Source organism: Bosea sp. ANAM02 (genome assembly GCF_011764485.1).
Taxonomy (GTDB): Bacteria; Pseudomonadota; Alphaproteobacteria; order Rhizobiales; family Beijerinckiaceae; genus Allobosea.
In genome coordinates this window covers 30,450-50,397 of the sequence record NZ_AP022849.1, presented here as the reverse complement: position 1 = coordinate 50,397, position 19,948 = coordinate 30,450, and the positions used below count along the sequence as shown (strand labels likewise).

Annotated in this window: 21 protein-coding genes; 4 read left to right on the top strand and 17 right to left on the bottom strand. The window is 62.4% G+C overall.

All coding sequences use genetic code 11. From position 1 onward, the window contains the following. Positions 1-5: 5 nt before the first annotated feature. The 11 genes from OCUBac02_RS23870 to OCUBac02_RS23820 all read right to left on the bottom strand — a co-directional run bounded on the left by OCUBac02_RS23870 (position 6) and on the right by OCUBac02_RS23820 (position 13,413). A complete protein-coding gene (locus OCUBac02_RS23870) occupies positions 6-1,670 on the bottom strand; it encodes a GspE/PulE family protein (RefSeq protein ID WP_173049937.1) in 1,665 nt (554 codons plus the stop codon). 240 nt (positions 1,671-1,910) lie between these two features. Continuing rightward, entirely contained in the window at positions 1,911-2,831 is a 921-nt protein-coding gene (locus OCUBac02_RS23865) for a hypothetical protein (protein WP_173049936.1), read from the bottom strand. Positions 2,832-2,842: 11 nt separating this feature from the next. Continuing rightward, positions 2,843-4,138 (bottom strand): type 4b pilus protein PilO2, encoded by a 1,296-nt coding sequence (gene pilO2, locus OCUBac02_RS23860; RefSeq protein WP_173049935.1) that lies wholly within the window; start codon positions 4,136-4,138, stop codon positions 2,843-2,845. Between the two features lie 30 nt (positions 4,139-4,168). After that, complete coding sequence (gene pilN / locus OCUBac02_RS23855) at positions 4,169-5,959, bottom strand: PilN family type IVB pilus formation outer membrane protein (RefSeq protein ID WP_173049934.1); 1,791 nt, start codon at positions 5,957-5,959, stop codon at positions 4,169-4,171. A gap of 20 nt (positions 5,960-5,979) precedes the next feature. Further along, entirely contained in the window at positions 5,980-6,810 is an 831-nt protein-coding gene (locus OCUBac02_RS23850; RefSeq protein ID WP_173049933.1) for a toxin co-regulated pilus biosynthesis Q family protein, read from the bottom strand. Positions 6,811-7,592: 782 nt separating this feature from the next. Then, positions 7,593-8,288, bottom strand: coding sequence for a hypothetical protein (locus OCUBac02_RS23845; protein WP_173049931.1), 696 nt, complete (start codon positions 8,286-8,288; stop codon positions 7,593-7,595). Positions 8,289-8,808: 520 nt separating this feature from the next. Continuing rightward, positions 8,809-9,282 carry a hypothetical protein gene (locus OCUBac02_RS23840; RefSeq protein ID WP_173049929.1) on the bottom strand — a complete coding sequence of 158 codons (474 nt, stop codon included), beginning with the start codon at positions 9,280-9,282 and terminating at the stop codon, positions 8,809-8,811. A gap of 38 nt (positions 9,283-9,320) precedes the next feature. Beyond that, complete coding sequence (locus OCUBac02_RS23835; protein WP_173049927.1) at positions 9,321-10,517, bottom strand: hypothetical protein; 1,197 nt, start codon at positions 10,515-10,517, stop codon at positions 9,321-9,323. 7 nt (positions 10,518-10,524) lie between these two features. Further along, the gene (locus tag OCUBac02_RS23830; RefSeq protein ID WP_173049925.1) at positions 10,525-11,595 is read right to left on the bottom strand and encodes a replication initiation protein; all 1,071 of its coding nucleotides are present in this window, start codon (positions 11,593-11,595) and stop codon (positions 10,525-10,527) included. A 539-nt stretch (positions 11,596-12,134) separates the two neighbouring features. Continuing rightward, positions 12,135-12,974 carry a thermonuclease family protein gene (locus OCUBac02_RS23825; protein WP_173049923.1) on the bottom strand — a complete coding sequence of 280 codons (840 nt, stop codon included), beginning with the start codon at positions 12,972-12,974 and terminating at the stop codon, positions 12,135-12,137. A gap of 49 nt (positions 12,975-13,023) precedes the next feature. Continuing rightward, positions 13,024-13,413 carry a helix-turn-helix transcriptional regulator gene (locus OCUBac02_RS23820; RefSeq protein ID WP_280528872.1) on the bottom strand — a complete coding sequence of 130 codons (390 nt, stop codon included), beginning with the start codon at positions 13,411-13,413 and terminating at the stop codon, positions 13,024-13,026. 263 nt (positions 13,414-13,676) lie between these two features. Here OCUBac02_RS23820 and OCUBac02_RS23815 point away from each other — a divergent pair, with 263 nt between their 5' ends. Together OCUBac02_RS23815 and tmk are read left to right on the top strand one after the other, a co-directional pair. Then, the gene (locus OCUBac02_RS23815; RefSeq protein ID WP_173049919.1) at positions 13,677-13,940 is read left to right on the top strand and encodes an HU family DNA-binding protein; all 264 of its coding nucleotides are present in this window, start codon (positions 13,677-13,679) and stop codon (positions 13,938-13,940) included. Positions 13,941-14,411: 471 nt separating this feature from the next. Next, on the top strand, positions 14,412-15,101 hold the full coding sequence (tmk, locus tag OCUBac02_RS23810; protein ID WP_244639318.1) for a dTMP kinase: 690 nt from the start codon (positions 14,412-14,414) through the stop codon (positions 15,099-15,101). Positions 15,102-15,163: 62 nt separating this feature from the next. Here the strand turns inward: tmk and OCUBac02_RS23805 are convergent, their stop codons facing one another. Together OCUBac02_RS23805 and OCUBac02_RS23800 are read right to left on the bottom strand one after the other, a co-directional pair. Beyond that, complete coding sequence (locus tag OCUBac02_RS23805; protein WP_173049916.1) at positions 15,164-15,433, bottom strand: PilZ domain-containing protein; 270 nt, start codon at positions 15,431-15,433, stop codon at positions 15,164-15,166. Positions 15,434-15,559: 126 nt separating this feature from the next. Beyond that, positions 15,560-15,931, bottom strand: coding sequence for an HdeA/HdeB family chaperone (locus OCUBac02_RS23800; protein WP_173049914.1), 372 nt, complete (start codon positions 15,929-15,931; stop codon positions 15,560-15,562). A gap of 172 nt (positions 15,932-16,103) precedes the next feature. Between OCUBac02_RS23800 and OCUBac02_RS23795 the strand changes: the two genes are divergently transcribed. Together OCUBac02_RS23795 and OCUBac02_RS23790 are read left to right on the top strand one after the other, a co-directional pair. Beyond that, positions 16,104-16,460, top strand: a complete 357-nt coding sequence (locus OCUBac02_RS23795) for a hypothetical protein (RefSeq protein WP_173049912.1) — start codon at positions 16,104-16,106, stop codon at positions 16,458-16,460. A gap of 54 nt (positions 16,461-16,514) precedes the next feature. After that, complete coding sequence (locus OCUBac02_RS23790) at positions 16,515-17,582, top strand: hypothetical protein (RefSeq protein WP_173049910.1); 1,068 nt, start codon at positions 16,515-16,517, stop codon at positions 17,580-17,582. 3 nt (positions 17,583-17,585) lie between these two features. Here the strand turns inward: OCUBac02_RS23790 and OCUBac02_RS23785 are convergent, their stop codons facing one another. From OCUBac02_RS23785 to OCUBac02_RS23770, 4 genes are all read right to left on the bottom strand, one after another. After that, on the bottom strand, positions 17,586-18,236 hold the full coding sequence (locus OCUBac02_RS23785; protein WP_173049908.1) for a hypothetical protein: 651 nt from the start codon (positions 18,234-18,236) through the stop codon (positions 17,586-17,588). A 59-nt stretch (positions 18,237-18,295) separates the two neighbouring features. Beyond that, positions 18,296-18,559 carry a hypothetical protein gene (locus tag OCUBac02_RS23780; RefSeq protein WP_173049906.1) on the bottom strand — a complete coding sequence of 88 codons (264 nt, stop codon included), beginning with the start codon at positions 18,557-18,559 and terminating at the stop codon, positions 18,296-18,298. A gap of 62 nt (positions 18,560-18,621) precedes the next feature. Then, complete coding sequence (locus tag OCUBac02_RS23775) at positions 18,622-19,017, bottom strand: CHC2 zinc finger domain-containing protein (protein ID WP_244639316.1); 396 nt, start codon at positions 19,015-19,017, stop codon at positions 18,622-18,624. A gap of 231 nt (positions 19,018-19,248) precedes the next feature. Continuing rightward, the gene (locus OCUBac02_RS23770; protein ID WP_173049904.1) at positions 19,249-19,677 is read right to left on the bottom strand and encodes a hypothetical protein; all 429 of its coding nucleotides are present in this window, start codon (positions 19,675-19,677) and stop codon (positions 19,249-19,251) included. Positions 19,678-19,948: the final 271 nt, after the last annotated feature.

Genomic DNA, 19,948 nt, shown 5'->3' with positions numbered 1-19,948 from the left:
GAGTCTCACGAAGCGAGAAGGAGGTGTTCTTGCGCGATGAAGTGCTGGATCCGCTCGGGTTCGGCGCTCTGGATGACACCGACCTTGTAGCGAACCTCGTTCGCATCGACCTGGCCGGCCGCAACCTTCATCAAGGCGTGCTCCAGCATGGTCATGCCGTCGAGGTTCTCGATCCAGTACTGGTGAGCCAGGACCTTCTCCCCGCGGGCGATGAACTCCATGAACTTCTCGTCGGGGATGATCGTCTCGGCCACCACGGACCGGCCTGCGTAACCCGAGCGGCACTGGCTGCAGCCGTCGGGATTGGCGAAGCGCAGCCGGTTATCGACGACCTCTGCCGTGAAGATGCGGCCAAGGAGCTCGACTTCCGCTTCCGTGGTGATCTTGCGGTCAAGGGCCTCGCGTGTCCGCAAGCCGCAATGGGGGCACACACGGCGGACCAGGCGCTGGCCGATCAGGCCGGTCACCAGCGAAGCGTCGGAGAGCTTGTACTCCTCGACCTTGAGGTCCCGAAGGCGATCGAGCACGGACAAGCCGTTGTTCGCGTGAAGCGAGGCCCAGACCTGGTGGCCGGTCATCGCCGCCTGGAACGCCAGAGATGCCGAAGCGGCGTCTCGAATTTCGCCGATCATCAGGATGTCCGGGTCGGAGCGCAGCGCGCCAGTGATGGCGAGGCGGAAGGCCTCGTTGCGATCGTCAGCGGACGTCGCATTGGTCACCGGAAGCTGGATCGCGCCGCGGATTTCATATTCTGGCGGGTCTTCGACCGTCAGCACGTTCACCTCGCCGTGCTTCTCGCGGATCGTCGACTGAAGCGAGGTCTGGAGCGTGGTGGACTTACCCGATCCGGTCGGCCCCGAGATGATGTTGATCCCATAGGGGCGCGACCGCATCTCGCGGATCTGCCTGACATGATGCTCAGCGTAGCCGAGCACATCGACATCGCCGGCCGACTTGCGCCGATCCGCGTAGAGCAGGCGCATGACGCAGTGGCGGCCGCCGTCGGGCAGTGGGTTGTAGCGCAGACGGATAGCCTGAACGCCTTCTGGCAGCGTCGTCTTCAGCGAGGTGATGCGGGCATCTTGGCCGTCGTATTGCTTGTAGGTGGCGTCCGACGCATCGGCCATATGGAAAGCCGCCATGAGCATTTCCTGGGCAATACCAGAGGGCAGCTCGCGCAACTTCGTCATGACGCCGTCGGAACGAACACGGATATTCGCTTCGTGACGCCCCACATCGACGTGGATGTCCGAGCAATTGGCCTGGGCCGCGGTCCGGATCAGGTCGAGGACCACGCGCTGCATGGCCTGGATATCGACCTGCGAGCTCACATAGCCGACCCGCTTGTGATAGGTCTCGTAGACCGAGCGGATGACCTCCATCGGCACGAGCAGAATATGCTTGATCTTGTAGCCTTCGCGATCGAGCAGCGCCCGAGCCGAGGACGCCGGCGACGATCCTTTGGCGGATTCCGCAATGAGCAGCGTGCCGTCGGACAGGGCCGCACAGATCTGGATCTGGCGCTCGGTGAGCTTGAACTGGCCCTCGGCGCCCGTCACCACGTCGCCGCTGAACTTCTGCAGCTCTTCGACTTCCTTGTCGCTGGCCGCGCGCGCCGGCAAACCGCTCAGCGTCACCGGAATCGGGAGGTTCGTCCCCGACTTGACCACCGGAGCTCCGGCGGCAGGCCGGCGCGCAATGCCCGGCGCCCGGATCGGTGTCACATCCGCGTCGTCTTCACCGAATGCAGGCGCGACCGGCTTCGCTGGAACAGGCGCAGGCGCAGGCCGGTTCGCCGGCCGAGTGTTGACCTTGCCGGAAGCGCGCTTCACCGGAGCCTTCGGCTTACCGCCGAGGCCCAGGAAGGATGCAATCTTGTCGCCTAGCGCGCCCATGTGTTTTCGGCCTTGTCAGCGGCCCATCGGAGAGGCGAAGCCATTCCCGACGAGCGGAGGAGGGGCTGCCTGGGGAGTGATGGGGAAGCTGGTGCCCCAACCGAGCACGGAACGGCCGGTCGGCCGCTGAATCTCCACACCCGACAGCGAGACCTTTACGATCCGGCCTTCGGGAAGGGTCTGACCCTCGCGAACCGTGACCTGGCCGCTGCCGGGGATGAGAAGCGTTGCGGTGCGACCGCGGACCTCGACGACGACCGGTTCGGGATTGATGATCTGCGCCGGCGCGCCACCCATGGCGGGATTGAGCTGACCGGGAAGACCCGGAACCTGCGGGGGAGCGGCAGCCTTCGCAGCAGCTTCCTTGGCCTTCTTCTCCTCCTCGCGCCACTCCTTGACCGAGGCGTTGTTGTAGAGCGTGCCCCACAGCTTCACCGCGAGCTCGGCTTCCTTCACCTGGGCTTCCAGGAGGCTGATATTCCGCTGGATACCCGTCAGAGCTTCGAGATCGGAGGCGCTGGCGATCGGGGCAGTGCCGAGCGGCCCCTGGCCGGGCGCGGTCGGCGCATTGGAGGCGCCATCGCGAGCCGTCAGGCCCTGAAGACGCTCACGCGCGTCATTCTGCATGCGCTCGGCATAATCGGTCGCGCCACGCAGATTCATACGCTTGGCGGGATCCTCCGCACCAGCCTGGGGCGGCTGGACGTTGAAGCCGCCATCCGGCTGCGGAACGATCGGCGCCGGCGCGCCGGGCACCTTGGCATCCGCCTCGGCGAGCGGGACCAGGCCGATCGGAGCCTGGCCCGGACCGGGCGAGACGACGATCGGGGCGCTCGGCATGCCGCCGGAGGGCAGGGGAGGCAGGGACTGCTGAGCGATCGCCGGGATGGCGACCGAACCCAGCAGGGCGAAGGTGATCAGCGAACGCTTAAGCACGGCGGGGCTCCTTACTGCTTCGGCCGATTGGCGGCGACCTTGCCTGCCGGAAGCGGTTTCTGTTCATGGATTGCGCCTTCGACCACGTAGCGAAGGCGCCCGAGATCGAGGGTGATCGAATCGATGGTCAATCCATCAACCTTCCCAAGGATCGTGGAAAAGCGGGAAGGATCGTAGGGGGTCTCGAACCGGAACTTCATGGTTTCGAAGAACTCGTTCCGATCGCCGTTCGACCAGCGGATCTGCGTGAAGGTTTCTTCCAGCCAGGACTGAAGGTAGCGACGCGCATCCGCCAGACGCGGCGCGTCGAGCGCGGGCTTCGAGGTGTCGAGCTGGCCTTCCATGGTCCAGCTCACGTCGACACCGTTATCGCCCGTCGGCGACGCGCTAGCGGCCTTCATGCCGGCGCGGTCGAGAGCCCAGCGAACCCAGTTGATGGTGCCGCCGCCGCTGCCCAGGGCCGCCTGCCGCTCGATCGACAGCATGACCGAGTTGCCAGTCCCGACGCAGCTGATCGACTTCGGCTTCCAACCCGGGATCGAGAGGACGGCCTTCTTCATCGAGACCGAGCACGCGGGGACGTAGGTGGCCGCCGTGAAGCGGCCTTCCCACGGCATCGGGGGCACCTGGACTTCTTCGACCTTGTTTCGGCCGGGAAGGTTCGCCTTCGCCTGTTCCTCGAGGCGACGGAGCTGCTCCTGGTAGGCGAAGTCGTCCTGGATCTTCATGTAGATCAGGCCGCCGGCGATCAGCAGAGCGCCAGCACCGATCACGAGGATCCATTTCAGGGCCGAGCCGACCTTGCTCGTATCCTGAAGCGTCGGCGGGCGCGAGCCGGTCAGGAAGGAGCTGATCTCGACGTCCTGCGCGCCCTCGAAGCTGAGGGAGGCAGGCGAGAAGGTCTCGCCCCATTCAGAGTGACCGAGGAGTTCTTCGAACTTGCCCTTGGCATCGAGCTCGTCGCCATAGACCTGGTCGGTCTCGGACAGGATCTCGCCGTCGCGAACCGCAAGCAGATAGTAGCCGCCATCGACCTCGAAGAGCCCGAGCCAGCTTCCCTGCCGGGAATCCGCCATTTGGCCGGCAAGAGATGCCTGCCCCTTGGAGTGACCAAGGGCCCGTGACCCGAGACCGTACTGAGCAACGCCAGCGCGGACGCAGAACAGGTCCTGGTCCTCCAGCCGGGCGGCGTGCGCGCGCGCGGCCTCGGCGACCTTCTGGACGTCGTCGGCTTCGTTCCAGAGCAGGCCAACCGCATAGGTGCGGCCGGCTAGCTTCAGAACATGGACCTGATCTTCACTGGCCATGCTTCGTCATCCCCATGCCCGATCCCAAACTCAGCGGTTGACCACCGGCTGCGCAGGGACCGTGGCGAGGTTGGAGGCGGCGCCCACTTCAAGGATCGTGGGCGTGATCGCGATCACGAGGATCTCGCGGTTGAGCGTCTTCACCGACTGGCCACCGAGCGGCCACAGCGCCGAATGGCCGGTGCCGCTGTTCTGGGACGACGACCGAACCTGCTCGAAGCCGGCGAGCACGAGGGTCGCGTTGTTCGGCAGCATGGCCTGCTGGATGAAGTTGCGCTGGTTCACGTTCGGCAGCTGGATGGTGCTGCCGTTCGACGAGAAGGTCTCGAAGCCGTTCTGGCTGCCGACGAGCTCGCTGATGTTCATCGCGTACTGCATCAGGATAGTGCCGTCCTTCTGGATCTTCGGCACGAGATGCAGATTGAAGCCGGTCGTGACCGAACCAGGCGTCAGCGCGGTCGAGGCGCCCGAGCCGGAGCCCGAGGACTGCGTGACGGCGACCTGGGCGAGATAGCCGCGGGTGTTGGACACCTGGAACGGCACAGGCTGGCCGTTGATGGTGGTCACCGACGCAGAGGTCACGACGGACACGTCACCACGCGTGGACAGCGCCTGGACGAGACCGGAGCCCTGGGTATTCAGCGAGGGATCCAGGATGGCCCAGCCGATGCCCTGGTTCTGCCCGGCGCCCGGCGCGGGAACCTGACCGATGGCGGTAACCGGAGCCGGCAGCGAGCCGGTCGTCGCGAACCGAAGGCCGTATTTGCCCGCATTCTGGAATAGCAGATTGATGTCGGCGCCGTAGTTGTCGCCGTCCTTCAGCTGGACCGAGTAGACCTTCACGCTCATCGCGACCTGGCGCGAGAGAACCTGGTTGACGCTGCGGAGATAGTCCGTGACGCGCTTCATCGTCGACGGCGTCGCAACGACGGTGACGGTACCCTGGCCGGAGGCGACCTGGATCTGCCCGTCGCCACCAACCATCGCCGTCAGGTTCTCGCTGATCTCCTTCCAGACCTCGAAGGACGAGGTCGTCTCCGCGGACTGATCAGTGCCACCGGTGGACGTCGTGCCGACGCCCTGCCCGCTGCCGCCGCCGGAGACCTGACTGCCGGCCTTCATGTTGAAAGCAAGCTTGGTGGCGATCGGCAGGCCGGGGACCTCGAAGACGCGGGTCATGTAGCGGCTGAAGACGATCCGGCCGGCCTTGTATTCCCAGTTGACGTTGAAGTTCGTCGCAATGAGGTCGAGCAGACCGCTCAGACGTCCGGTGTAGGAGAGCCGCATGCGGCCGCTGACGCCGAGATCGCCCGACGGGGACTCCAGCGCCGCAAACTGAAGAGCCGGGGCACCCGAGCCCGCGATTGCAGCCGTAGCCGCGCCGAGGGAGTCGCGCGGAGCAGCCGACACGCCAGCGCCGATCGCCGGCGCTGCGGAGACACCGCCGCCGCCACCGCCGCGGGGACCGACCGACGCGACAGCGACCGGAATACCGGTCTGCTCGGTCACGATCGCTGCGACCTCCTGGAAGGAGACGAGACGAGCCTTTCCGAGAGTGACGCTTCCGCTCTCCCACTTGCCGGGGAGGGGATCGCCATGATCGTTCAGCTTCGCAGTCGCGCCGACATATACCTGATCGGTGGACCGAACCGCCGAAACATCCCGAGCCGCCATCGGCTGGGGCGCGACGGCGTTCAGCCGCTCGGCCGTGTCACGCGCATTCCTGGTCTGGACGGCGGTCTCGGTCGAAGCGCAGCCCGCAAGAGCGGTCGAGAAGCTCAGCGCCAGCAGGAGCGAGCGAGAAAAGATGTTGGGACGCATCGGATGCTCCGTGTGGCGTTTCACTGGCCAGCCGCGTCGGCCAGCTCATTGCCGACCACGAGCGTCTTGTTGCCGGCGAAGAAGGTTGCGGTGACCTGGGGACGGACATGAGCCATGGAGCGCAGCAGCTCGTGCGCTGCTTCATGGAACGTGCCCTTGAACTGGGCGCTGGAGTTCAGCGCGTAGCTGTACTCACTGTTCCAGACGAGCTTCCAGCCAGAACGGCCAGACCAATCCTCCAGAACGGCCCGAAGATTCTGCCCTTCGCGAACAACGAAGGATGCAGCAGCGGGCGCCGGAGCCGAGGACTTGCCCTCGTACTTCTTCCATCCGTCCCGCTCAGGAGCTCGATCGGGCTTGGCCGACACGATAACAAAGCCCGACGAAGAAACAGTCTCGACCGACTCGCGCTCGATGATCGTCTCGGTGACCCGAGCATGGCGTGGAGCCCGGCGCTCGACGTGACGCTCCGTCTGACGGGTCGGAGCCGCACGGCGAACGCGCTTCGGCTGCTCGGAGGGCTCAGCAGCTTCTGCCGCGGCGGGCGTTGCGACGGGCTTCGCCGATTTGACGATACGAACCGTCTCGCCAGAGATCACAGCCGCATAGCCCGCTGAACGTGCAGCAGCGGCCAGGGACTGGCGCCAGCCGCCTCCGTTCCAGGTGGCCTTCGCTCCGGCGTCGACGCCATCTGCGATCTCGACCTTGAACCCATCCGGAACGATCTGACGCGCGGCAGCGCCGATCGGGATGTCTTTCCCGAAACCGGCTTCCTGCGCGGCAGCAGGGATGGCAAGGGCTGCAAACCCGGCGAGGAGCGCCAGCCGCAGGGTTCGCTTCGAAGGATGCATTACGGAATCCCCAAGGACACAAATCTAACGGTTCTTGCAGGATTGTCAGAGACGCCACAGGATCGGTCAAGGCGATCCTTCAAACTTTCGCAAGAACTACCCGTGCAGTCCTTGAATTTCCGGGGATGAGGTCCAGTCGCAGGGCTTCCAGGCCCAAACAGGCTTGAACAAGCCATTCTGGATGACGCCCGTCATGAAACCAGTCACCTGCTCTTTGGCGTGGATACCCTAATTCCTTGGCAAAGCGGCCGTATCCATCGATTCCATTCCTTGTGAGCCATGAATCGAACCAGGATCGAGTCGGCTCGGCAAAGTTGACACGCTCGCCAAGTCCGGCGCCTCGCCAAGCTTCATAGCCGAAAGCGCAAGCCACGACGCGGGCGGGAATCTCACCAGAAGGATCCCGCTTCCAATTCGCGAGCGTTGGAAGGGAGACATGAAGGATTGCTGATGCGAGGTCAGGAGAATCGATCTCCATCTCCTCGCACCAGCTGAACAGGTCAGACCTCGCCCAGCGAGGCAGCTCAGCCCTGGCGGCCCTGAGGATTTGACTGCTGGTCATGATCGGGAGGCGAGCGGAGCTCGCGCTGTGGCATCGGCTGTCCGAGCCCCATAACAGACGCGCGCTCGGACATTGCGGCCGAGAAGATCGACCACAGCTGCTCGGGCGGCACCCCACGCCAAAGGTTGGGGTCGCGCATGTTAAGCTTGCTCTTCATCCCTGCTCGCCAATTCGTCCAAGGTCGGACGATAGCGGCAGGCCAGGAAAGTCAGAAACGACATCACTGTCGAATTTCGCTCATTGAGGCAGCATGCACCGGACGGCCCCAAAGATGGTCCGTATAGAGGCTCCTGAGGTTCTTCCAGCGCTCTCTGGCCCGGGATCCCTCGGCGGTCTCGCTGTTCATGACGCTACGACTGACGACGCCGAGAATGGCTCTGACTGCAGCTGTCGGAAAATTGTCGGGGTTCCCGGCTTCGAGCTCCCGCAGGCTGCTCCGCATCTGAGCCTCAGGAACGAGCGAATCGAGACAGTTTGAAAGGAAGGCCCGGAAGCGCGGATCGCGCCCCAGGATGCTGGCCTGGGCCGTCGGCGGCATCTGATCGAACGGGACCTTCCGACGCACGGCGGACGGAGGGACCTGCTTCTCGTTTTCAGCGATCGCTATCGCATTCAGAATCAGCGGCTCACCTGTTCGGACGCCGATCGTCAGTCCGAAGAACGGATGACGTCCGGTCACTCCGTCAGGTCCATCGTCGAGTTCGAACCGGACCATCATGCCGGTTCGATCATTCTCGGACCAACGGAGTACCACAGCCTCACCCTCGTAAATCACATGGCCGTACAAGCCATCGTCGAACGGAGGGAAGGTGACCAACAGCGCGACCCGCTGCCCGGCCTCCTTGCCCGTCCGGACGATCCTGAAGGGGTGTGCACCGTCCGCCCCTGGCAACTGCACCACGAGATCGACCGTCATGCCTTGGCGCGCGCCCTGCTTCCAATCAAGCAGCCGACACGGGCCAAGGTAGAGAGAAGGGGTCTGCTGATCGCTCACTGATCGGCCTGTTCCGGAATCGTTCACGGAGGAAACAGTCTGGCGGGTGCTGGCCAGGATCAACCCTCAACGCAACCAGGTGGTGGATAGCGGAAGGACTCACCATCGGAGCTCAAGACCAATAAGCCATGGACTCACCATCGGCGCTCAACACCGATGAGATGAAGACGGGAGAACAGGGAGAATCTGATGGATGCCTCATGGCTCGATCGCAATGAGTCCGATGGTGAGTGGAAGCCAAAAAATGCTTAAATCCCAGCGAGATAAAGAGAGGAATCACCATCGGTGCTGAGCGCCGATGAGGGTGAGACTCACCATAGGTGTTCAGCACCGATGGTGAAATACCGTCGCACGTCAGGAGTTTGGACTCTCCATCGGTGTTGCGCGCCGATGGCTGGATCAAAGCGACCAGTGGTCGAGATCTATGGGTTGAGTCCGATGATCATGCCATCGATGGCGACAGGTCTCGCGTCGTGACGGTATCGTCGATAGCGCTGACGATCGCGCTGAGGACCTCGGGGCCCAATACAGCCGAGATCTCATCGCCGACGAGGGAGATCTGCTCGTAGCACCAGAGCCAGCGCGATGCTGCTGGATCCTCGGGAGCGGTCTTCATGCGAGCGAGCCAGGCTTCGGGGGTGGGATTGGCCTGCAGCTCGGTGAGATCCGCAGCGAGGAAACCAAGCAGGTCGACATCCTGAGGGGGCGCAGCCCCGAACAACTCAAGATCGAAGGAGGCCGTGAAGGTCGTCACGACCTGCTCTCGGCACAGCAGCGAGGCCTCCCAATGCACTTGATGTTGGGAGAAAGACGCCGGCATTGCAGGATTGGACTGCGCAATCGCAACCGAGAAGCCGAGCTTGTGCTCGGCCAGCAGGTCGGAAAGACGGGTCTGAACGGGTGCCTGGTGCTGCATTCTGATCGCGAATCCTTCGTGATCAGATGAGGCTAGTTTCAGCCGTTGAAAGTCGGAATCCTGCGGAAGCTCTGGGCGACGAGGTGGAAGCCATAATCGACCACCAGATCGCGCGGAACGGCCCGCTTTCGCGTCGCTAGTGGCGCCAGCCAGGCGCGGAAGACTTCGACCTCGGCCGCGCCGAGGTTGTGGTAGTTGTCCGGCAACGCGTTGACGAAGCCTCGCGAGTCCGCGACCACCGAAAACAGGTCAGCTTCCGAGGTCAGGTTGAACTCAGGGCCAGTCAAATCGGTGAGGGCATCGGCCGGCGTGGTGCGGACGAACTGCGTGAATTCCGTGTAGGGCAGGCCCGTGTCCGGCGCGAGCGTGAGCTCCCCCTTCAGAAGCTTCTCCAGGAACAGCTGCTCGGCGGCAACCAACAAGTCAGCATCCCAGCCAACCTCGATCGCCACCGAAATCACGCCGATCATGCGCGAGATCGGGTTTCGGCGACAGGCTGCGACCGCGCGTTCAGCAACGATCACGCGCCGCTCTTGTTTCTCCATTTGCCGCACCTTCTCAGCAAGATGCATCATCTGGGTACCGTTCATCGTGTTCAGGCGCTCGGCCGTCTGGAAGCGGTATGTTCGCAGCCATAGCGGAACAAACCGCGCGCCGATATTCGGATCCATCCTGATCTGACCAGGCGGGAAATCATGCTCGATCGCCGTTGCATAAGCCGGGTCCTGTGCGGCAAGCTCTCGCGCCTCTGCCAGCCTCAGGCACTCGCGTGACGGATCCTTGGCGGCGGCGACAAGAAACAGGTTGGCAAGGAAGGCGTCGCGGTCGTCCGGCGACAGGCGCGTCCGTTGCGCCCAGGCGATTTCCTGGTGCCAGACGACATTGATCATCAAGTTAACCGACTCGATGTTCCACCGGCGCTTCATCTTGTCGTAGGTGCGATACGAGACTGCAAAGGGGTCGCGGACGCGCTGCGCCAGCCATGCCCGGTAGCTTCCATCCGGATCCTGGGCGGCCGAGGCCCGACGAGACGCATCGCAGACGACGTCGTTGAACCACTCCATATGGAGATCTGGCTCAGACATGCCGGTGATGCCATTGGTCTGGACGAATTCGACAGAGAACGCTCGCGTCTCAGCCTTCAGCCGCAGGCGTTCGCGCTGTTCGAGGAGAAAATTGGCCAACACTTCCGGTGCGTGGAAGGTGGCTTCGGACTGGATCGTTTCGACCGACATGGACGCCTCAGTCGTTCGGAACCATGGAAACGAACAGCGCCTCGATGTCGACGCCTGTGAAGCGGTCGTCGTCGCGCTTCTTCACCCGCAACCCGAGCCAGGACAGAAACATCTCGTCGGGGTTCAGCATGCGCTGCTTGCCCTTGAATTCACGCTGCCAGGTCGCAAACTCGTCCTCGGCGTTTCCTTCGGCGCCAAGCATGCGCTTGGCCTCTTCCATGGTGTCGGAACGAAGCACGAGCGGTTCGTTCAACTCCGCGTCAGCGGCGCCCGAGAACATATCGATGGTCTCGTGGTCGCGAGGCCCGCGCTTGCGGATCGATGTCGTGGCCGCCGCGAGGTTGGCCGCGTCGCTGATCGAGGCAGCGCTCTTCGGTACCGCACTGAATTTGACGCCGACGACCTTTCCACCGCGGCCGCCGCGGACATAGTCCACCTCAAGGCCGAACTCGGCGAATTCGTTGATCTCCTTCACGGCGGGGTCGATCACCCGCTCACGCACGCGGTCAATCCGTCCGGAATAGCCGCTGCCGAGCTCCAGGAAGCTGTGAAATTCATCCACGGTGAAGGTCTTCGATGGCGTGAAGCGGCCGAAAACCATCCGCATCACCTCATAGAGCTTCAAGGCGTGAAGCGACCGAAACTTGCCGACATTCATCCAGGAGAGGAGAGAGTAGACCTTGGGGTTGGAAATGTAGTCGAGCAGCAGCGGGTCGAAGGCGTAATCGAGGAATCCACCTTCCATGCTGCAGAGATCGAACGAGAGATGATGACACCGCAGCGTGTGATTTTGACCGGTCACATCGTCCCGGTAATCGACGGCGATCTTCTGGCGCCAAAGCCTTTCGAGGGATTCCTTCAGTCGCTCGTTCGAGGCGTCCTGTCCCATGCCCATCAGTCGGCGCAGCTCTTCGACGCTGATCCGGTGAACCGACTGAACCTTCAGGTTGCGGTATGCATGGGCGAGAAGGAGATTGAACACCTTCCGATCCAGGAGAGTGAAGTCCTCGCCTTCGGTCCTTGCGAAGATGACCTGCTCGGCCTTTTTGAACTCACGCGGCAGGCTTTGACGGGTCATTTCGGGTCGCATTCCTTTATCCCCACAAGGACAGGTGTTTCTCCCAACATAAGTCCCAACAAAGGATTGTCAAACCTGTTGGGAGTTTCGCCATGGATTGTTGTGAATAATCCATTGGCGCGCGAGTCCGATGAGATCGAATCGATGTCCCGCTCATGGGAGATTCAAGAATTGCAATTATCCACCTCGTGTTGGGAGTTTCCCGGTCGATTGTTGGGACTTTCGAAAACGACAGGTCGAAAAACGATTTGAAATCAGTGATATACGGATTTGGTCGGAACCCTGAATATATAAGAAGAACCAAGGCTGTTTCGACGGGTGAAGGATCGAGCTCGCAAGGCGTGGAGAATCGAGAAACAATCCTTGTTGGGAGTTTCAAGGAAGAGGTCGTGAATCACTCCATTCGCGGACCACAGCGAAGAGCAGGACAGGCCCGCACCCGCGAATCGAGTCGTCCTCAGCCGGCTCACTCCGAAACTCACAACAGAAAAGGGGTCAGGCGAACCCGACCCCTTCATCCAACCCGACGGTGGAGACGCTTAGCTGCCGGATCGATGTGACCACGGCGGAGTGAACCTTCCAACCCAGATCCCGGACCGAGCAGCCCGCGCAGAAGCCTGCTCCGCAAGATAGACGGGGGCTACGGCCTTGGGGACCATTGCAAGGCCCTCCAGGACGAGCTGACGGCCGATATCGGTTGTCCCAACACGACAGGTAGCGGCAACGCCGCCAACAGCCTGCTGAGCGCCGACGCAAACGACCTGGTTACTCCCAACAAGGGAGACGAGCCGATCGAGCGCTCGTTGTCCGCAGTTCCAGGCTAGCCCCTTCGGATCATGGCAAAGCTGACCGAGCTCGGGAGCATCTGCGCCATGAAGCACAACCACGTCTGGACCAATCACCAACGTATTGCCGTCGATCACTTTCGCCGGTCCAGCGATGCGAGCGCCGCGGACTTCACGTTTCTCCTGGCTTCCGCCGGTCGACGGGGCAGAAGAAAGGGAGGGGGCGGACTGGACCTTGGGCGATGAAGAATCGGACCTGGCGCGGCCCTGTGTCATGACATCGTCCGTTCCCCCAACATTCCGGTTCGGCAGAGCGATGTTCGGAGACGAGCCGAGCGACTGCTGCTGGATTTGCTGCTGGAGCAGTTGCTGCTGCTGAAGCGATTGCTGAACGCCATAGCCAAGCGGGACCTGCCCCGTGCTTCCATAGCCGAGCGGTACGCCGAAGGTGGGGTTCGTAATGATGGTCGAGCCGAATCGTTGCGTCTGGCTCGGGACGTAGATCGTGGTCTGCGCGAGCGCAGGAATGGCCGCAAACATTAGCGGAGCGGCGAGAAGCAATGACCTGCGCAGCATTTCGAAGGCGATCTCCATGGATGAACCATGATCGGTCGCTTCGATTCTCTTGGCAACGAAGGATTGCTCAGGCGGCGCGGTTCTTGCGCAAATCGGAAAGACCGGCGTCCTGCGCCATATCGCTGATCAGGCCGAAGGACTGTTCGACGCTGCCACGTCCGGAATCCGTCACGTCGAACAGGCGCCGGCGGCGGCCGCCGCGGCGAGCAGAGGAGTTCGACTCGATGGTGCTGTCGACCAGGCCCTTCTTCGAAAGGCGGTCGAGCGTGGTCATCATGGTGGTCGGATTGCGTTGAACGCCGATGCGCGCCTCGAGGCGCTGCTGGATCGCCTGGGCCGTTGCACGAGGGCCGCATGCGATGCACGCCATCAGTACGACTTCCTCGAAGCGGCCGAGGAGAGGCAGCCGGTCTTCAAACTCGGAAGAGCAGCGCGTGACCAGAGATCTCGGAGCCAAATCAATCCGTCCATACGACAGGGAAAGTCACCGGGCGCTGTGGCCTTAGGCGACTCGAATCATGCCAGCGCGGGTCGCCTGTTGCAACAGCGAGCGATGGATAACCACGTCTCACTCCTTGATGGAAGAGGCCCCGATCGACCGTCCTGGTGGATGAAGCTTCGAGATTCGAAGGAATATTCCTTGTTGTGCTTGACACTATCAGCTCTCGGCCGCCGAATTCACATGGATCGCACTGGGCGATTCTTTTTCAGGAGAACTTCATGAACCGGAACGAGCTCGTGGCCGCTGTGGCCGAGAAGACCGGCCTCACCAAGGGCCAGAGCGAGGAGGCTCTGAAGGCCGTGCTCGAAACGGTCGCAACCGCCGTGAAGGCCGGCGACAAGGTTTCCCTGCCGGGCTGGCTGAACATTTCGGTGGCGGAGCGTCCCGAGCGTGTCGCGCGCAACCCGGCGACCGGCGCCAGCATCACCGTTCCGGCCAAGAAGGTCGTGAAGGTGAAGCCGGGCTCGAACCTGGCGGCCTGATTGGGAGTTTGGCGTTCAGCCGAGCTGATCTTGGGGGCGGGGCGAGCGCCTTCGCCCCCAAAGAGTATCTGGCGGGAGGAACGCTCATGAAGGCCTATGTGCTCGCTTTCGTTTCCGCCGTGTTGTTGACACCGGCGCATGCCGCACCGATCAAGTGCTCATCCGCCGAGGGCGGTGTTGGATCTCAACGTCTCCCGAAAGGTCTGACGACCCGACAGGTCCAGCGCCTTTCCATCCAAGATAGGGCGGGAGTTCCTGAGTTGGGCGGGATGGAGGCTCGGTCTGCCAAGGTAGGCATGGTCCGGAGAGAGACGCGGCCGACACGATCCGGTCAGGCTTACACAGTCACGGTGCCGCGGGCGTACTTGTCCCCATTCGAGGCGAACGCCCTGGCAATTCATGTCGGCGTTCTCTGAGCGGTCAGAGCCAACCAATAGCCAGGCGTTTAGCCGCCTGCAGAAGGAGACGCAGGTGGCGGGTTTTTTCGTTTCGGTGGAAGGCGTCGATGGCTCGGGCAAGTCGGGGATGGCTCGCCGGCTCGGAGACTGGCTTCACGAGAAATCGATCGCCGTGGTGTCAACACGAGAGCCGGGTGGCTCGGCCGGTGCCGAGCGCATTCGAGAGCTGTTGCTCGGATCGGGGGGTATTCTCGATCCCCTGGCAGAAGCGCTCCTCTTTGCCGCGGCGCGCGCAGACCACGTTCGCAAGCTGATTGTCCCAACGCTCGAAGCGGGCGGGGTCGTGGTCAGCGACCGCTTCAGCGACTCGACCATCGCCTACCAGGGCGCCGGCTCGACCGTGGATATGGCAGTCATCCAACAGCTTCAGCAGATCGCCGTCGGGGAGCACCGTCCCGACCTGGTCATCGTCCTCGATGTGGATCCCGCGATCAGCATGGAGCGCGCGCGCAAGCGGAACGGTGATGCCGGCGTCAAGGACGATCGCTTCGAAGTGGAAGGCCTCGCGTTTCACGCCCGCGTGCGGGAAGGCTTCTTGCGGCAGGCTGCAACCGATCGGAGCCGGTATGTGGTGATCGATGCATCTCGTACCCCGGATGAGGTGTGGGGTGATGTGCGAAGGGCTGTCCGCGACGCGCTGTTGAAGAACGGAATGGAGCTGACCAACTCCCTCTCCCTCGCCCCGCTGCCATCGCCGAGATAGGTAGCTGCCGATCGTCAAAGAAAAGCCCGGCATTGCCGGGCTTCTGCACCATAGGCTGATTGTTACGCTGCGGATGGCATGAATTTGACGCCAACCGCGTCGAAAGTTCGCCAGACTACCTCGCAGTAGCGGGATATCCCGGACCCGGACTCGACCAGGTCGAACTCATTTGGAAGGCCCAAGGTGCTCGGAAGTACGAGCCTGGCACCGGTGGTTGAGAGATCACGGATGCGGCAATCCATCACCGAGCATTTGTCGTTGAAGACGGCCTTGGCGCCCTTCACCACGCGCTGCCGGCGAGCGAAGCGCTTATTGACGATCACACCTTCCACTCGACGAACTCCATGAAACGCAAAACCACCGCCTCCGTAGCATGGAGGGCGGTGGATTTTCATCGGAGCATCAAGGAATAACCGTGGACGAGCGCCCTTCGATCAAGGATCGAGAGCGATTTATCCTTAAGGCTTCATTGGAAGCTTGAATTCCTTCTCGGGGAGGCGAACGATGAAGGCTTCGATTGCTGGGAACACCGCCTTCTCGGGGTACTTTGTGCAGTAGGCCACGATCGGCTTCGTTATGAATTCGGGCTCGATCCCAGCGAGGTCTCGAACGGGTCGCCCGCTGCTCATCGACACCATGTTCAGAGCGCTCGCGAAGCCGCCGACCCAGGAGATGATCGAGGCGGTGCGGAACTCGTTGTCGCCCATGTCGATGAGCTGCTTGCAGGTCAGATTGCCGACGCCCATCACGTTCGCCTGCGAGAATGCAGGCTGAGAAAGCCCTGCGGTCAAAAGGACTGCAGCGATGGAAATCCTACGAATTTCGTACATTTTCTTTGTCCCCCGGGCGCAAATCACCAGTTCAAACACTATTCGCCTGGAAATCGTTCCGGAATCCGTAAGCGAATCGAATTTTGAGTTGGTCACAGCTTCCAAGCGGTTGTGACGTTCGAGTGGTCGCGGTCAGATTCAATCGAGTCATCGCAACTGGGATCGAGTCGATATGGATGAGGCAGAGAAGAGGCGGCGTTTTGAAGCGGGCAAGCTGTCCTACAAGGGCTTCGACATCGTCGCGAAGCGCGATTTCGGCGCGAACATGTTTTACGACCAGGGCTTCTATCACCGAGACGGGTTCATCGTTTCGAAGGGGATTATCAACATGATCCCGGGCGCTGGATGGTTCCATAGCGTGGAGGGTGCCAAGGAAGCCGCGGACATCCTGTCCATCGTCGGCGAGGAAGGCTTCAACGAGGCCTATGCCAAGCTGCAGGCGGCCAAGAAGCAACTGCACGCGACATTCCTGTCGGAGTTGCAGGCCGATATCGATGCCGAAGCGACGCCGGCCGGCCCGCGATTCTGAAAACCGCTGAACCCCAGCAACGATCGCCCACCACGACGAGACCGGTGACCAAGCATGCCGACCAATGATCGCACCATCCCGGCCGATCCGGAGAAGCCTCACAAGATCGCCTATGCCATCGTCAAAGCGACGAATATGCCCATGGGGCGCGTTCGTCGTGTCGTGGCTGAGCTATACGGCTTCTCCAGCTGGGCGGATCTCGATCGCGCGATGCGAGGCAGCCGCGATCTTCCGGATGAGGAGGCGCCAGCGGAGGTTGTCCGCGCGCGGCGGGATCGCCATCGAGCGGTTCTCTCTCGCTACTTCTCTCTGAGCGAGAAGGAAATCGAGATGCTCGCGGCGAATCTCGCTCCAACCACGCTCGGGGACCCCATATTCGATTATTCCCAGGACAGGTTGCTGTTCGGTGGTGTCTCGGCGAAGGAGCTTTCGCAGAGCTACAAGGATATGTCAGAGGCCACCGGTGTGGACGTCGAGGATGCTCTGGAAAAGATCAGAGCCTCGAATCCCTGCCATGCGCGGCCCTGGATCGATGCGTTGAAGACCAGCTTCGGCTTCAAGCTCAGCGAAGAGTATCCCAAGAGAAAGGGACCGTTGGAGCATATCGCCTCAACTACATGGAACCAGGTCGCCTGGCCGATCTACCTCTCGTCGGTCCGCGCGTCTCCTGGTGATTTCGATGATCCGATCATCCACGCTGCGCAGATGCGGATCGCGGCCGAGAATGAGCGCGCTCTACTCCTCTTCGATCACCCAGCAATCTTCATGGTGCCGGACAAAAAGAATCCGACCACGGCGAAGGACGGGGTGATTTACGGGGGACGCATCCTCCGCGACGGTCGCTGGTCGGACTTCGTCCTGACCGCTGGCGGAATGGGCGCTGTGGCGCCGCAGAACATTCGCACCATCACGCAACTGAGCAGGGGGTTCATCGCGGACCACACGACGCCAGACGGGCTCAACCTCGTGGTGGAATTGTCAAAGCAGACCGCAATCTACCCGACCGACGATCCCCTCATTCGGGTTGGCTCAGTCCGCGGCTGGACGACGGTCATGATCTTCGACCGCTCACAGGCGCAGATGCTGGAGCACGCGGGGATGATGGGGTCTGGACCGCGATAGAGCTCAGAAGGACGGGGCAGGGCGCATCGCCGGCAGGTTGTCCCGGAGTTCCTGGGTGTGCAGCTTCATGAAGTCGTAGACGGTGTCGAGCGCCTGCGCCTGCTTTGCAGCCTGCTCGCTGAGCAGTTCGTCATCGGCGACCCGTTCGGGATCGAGCGCAACCTCGCGCGCGAGCTCGAAGCAAAGTTTCAGCGCGGTGCCAGGGTCATCCGGAGTGTCGAACCGAGCTGGCGCGATGAGGCCAATGACTTCAGTCGTCGCGGCGAGCTGGACCCGGAATCGTTCGTCCAGCTCATCGGCGTGGCAGGAGATGAGCTCGTCCAGGTTCTCGATCGCGACCTGCTGCTTCCCGATCTGGGCAACGAGCGTGTCGTCGGCCCTATCGACGTTGATCAGCGCAGGCTGATTGGAAACGGCCAGGTCGAGGACGATCTGAAAGGCCTCCGAATAGCTCAAAGGGTCACGACCCTTCCCGTCAGCGCCGACGTAGATTTCGCCACGGGTGGCGATCCGAGAGCGGGGGAAAGAGCGCATCGGAGCCGAGGAGCCCTCGATGCGGACGCCGTAGCTGGGGCGCCCTTCCATCAGATCGACGGCTGCCACCAGGCCAAGGCCTTCCCCTTTAACGAACACCCTGTCACCAAGCGAAATCAACTCGAATCCTCCGAAGTTACGGAGGGAAGCTATGGTCGGCGCTTGCAAGCGACGAGCAATCAGTCGCGATCCCAGTCGGGACCGATGACCTCCTCGATCCAGGTGTAGCCGTGCTTCTGCAGCGCGGTCACGATCAGCTTTTCAGTCTTCCCCGGATCCCAGTTCGCGAAGGACGGCGCCGAGTGCGCTATCTTGATGGCCTCGGCCGCGTGCGATCGAATTTCGCATTCCGGCAAGCCAGGAGGCGGAAGGAACACCATGTGGGGGTTCTCGCTGCAGTCGCCGTCGGCTGCAGGAAGGCGAAGGACAAAGGTCGCGGACATCGGAACGCTCCGTTGGGAATGGAGCCAACCTGCGGTACGACGGGGGCGCTCAAATTGAATTCTTATTGGCATGCGGGCGGTTTGCGGCGCCCGATCGCATGCTTCCGCGCGAAGTGATTGATCGCCTGGCTGTGGGCCCGGGGTTCGATGACTCGCTTTCCGCGGCTGAAAGGATCCGCGGCGTAAGGTGAGAACTTGTAGTCGTGATGGGCACCCTCGGTGGCGAGGTATCGCAACACAAAGCCGAACACGTCGCCACTACCGCCGCAGCTGAAGCAATGGAAGAAACCGCGCCGATCGAAGCGCATTGATGGCGATCGGTCGTTCGCGCTGCAGGACATCATGAAAGCGGTCGCGCCAAGGTCATGCTTGGGCGGGGTGACGCCCAGACCCTGCAGCACGGTCGGCCAGGGCAGGGCGTTGATCTCTGCGAGGTATCGCCTGGTCAGCCTCGGCACTGCGCGTCCCCATATCCCTGCCCGCCTTTCGGCCGACTGCCGGAGCAGCCGCCGTTTTCCAGGCCGCAAGGGCCGGACGTCAGACGTGACCGGTCTCGGGAACCGGGGGCAGGGATCGTTCCCGATCCCGGATGTGTCATTGGGCGCGTGCCCGTTGACCGTCTGTCCACGAGGCTACGGCCCTGGCCGGTGAGCCTCAAGGATGCCGCGGGAGGTTTCCGGGGATGAGCCTCAACGGCGGATCGACGCCAATGCAGGCTGGCGCTCGGCGCGCCGCATCACGATGCGAGCTTCGGTTGCCGCGCGGTTGGTAATCGAGCGAGGTGCGGGATCCTTCGGCACGACCAGGCCGGCCGACTTCCTGAGGCGAGCGCAGAGGTCTCGATCCTTGCCCTTCTCCAGCTGGATGAGCTTGTCGAGGAGCGGGGCGACGATCTTGACGAGCTGACGCTGGTGTTCGCTGTCGGGCTTCGCTGTTTTCATCTGAACCAAGAGGCCACCAACGCGGGCGGCGAGCGCTCGATAGGACTCGATGTCTTCGAAGCTCCGGAAGCCTCTCGGTCCGCCGACGTCACCACGATAGAGGACGAAGTCAGGGGCGCGCTTGGAGAACCAGTTGTGCGAAACGAGCGTCGAGCCGCCGGCGTAGGATCCTGCCATGGATGCCTCCTGTGCTTGGAGGAGGCTAGACAAAGAGCTTGAAAGTCAGCAGCGGCCTGAAACGGACGAGCCGACGCCGTCTGGGGGGCAGGGGCGTCGGCTCGATCAAAAGGGGTGGCGTTGGAACCCTGTTGATTCGCCATCGATAGCACAACAAGCGCGACCGGCCGAACGGCTCAGCAGGGTGCCCAGATCAGGGCCAAAAACCTCGAGTCACGTGTGCCGGTTTCCACACGTGACCGAATCGTGGCAGGACACACGTGCTGACGAG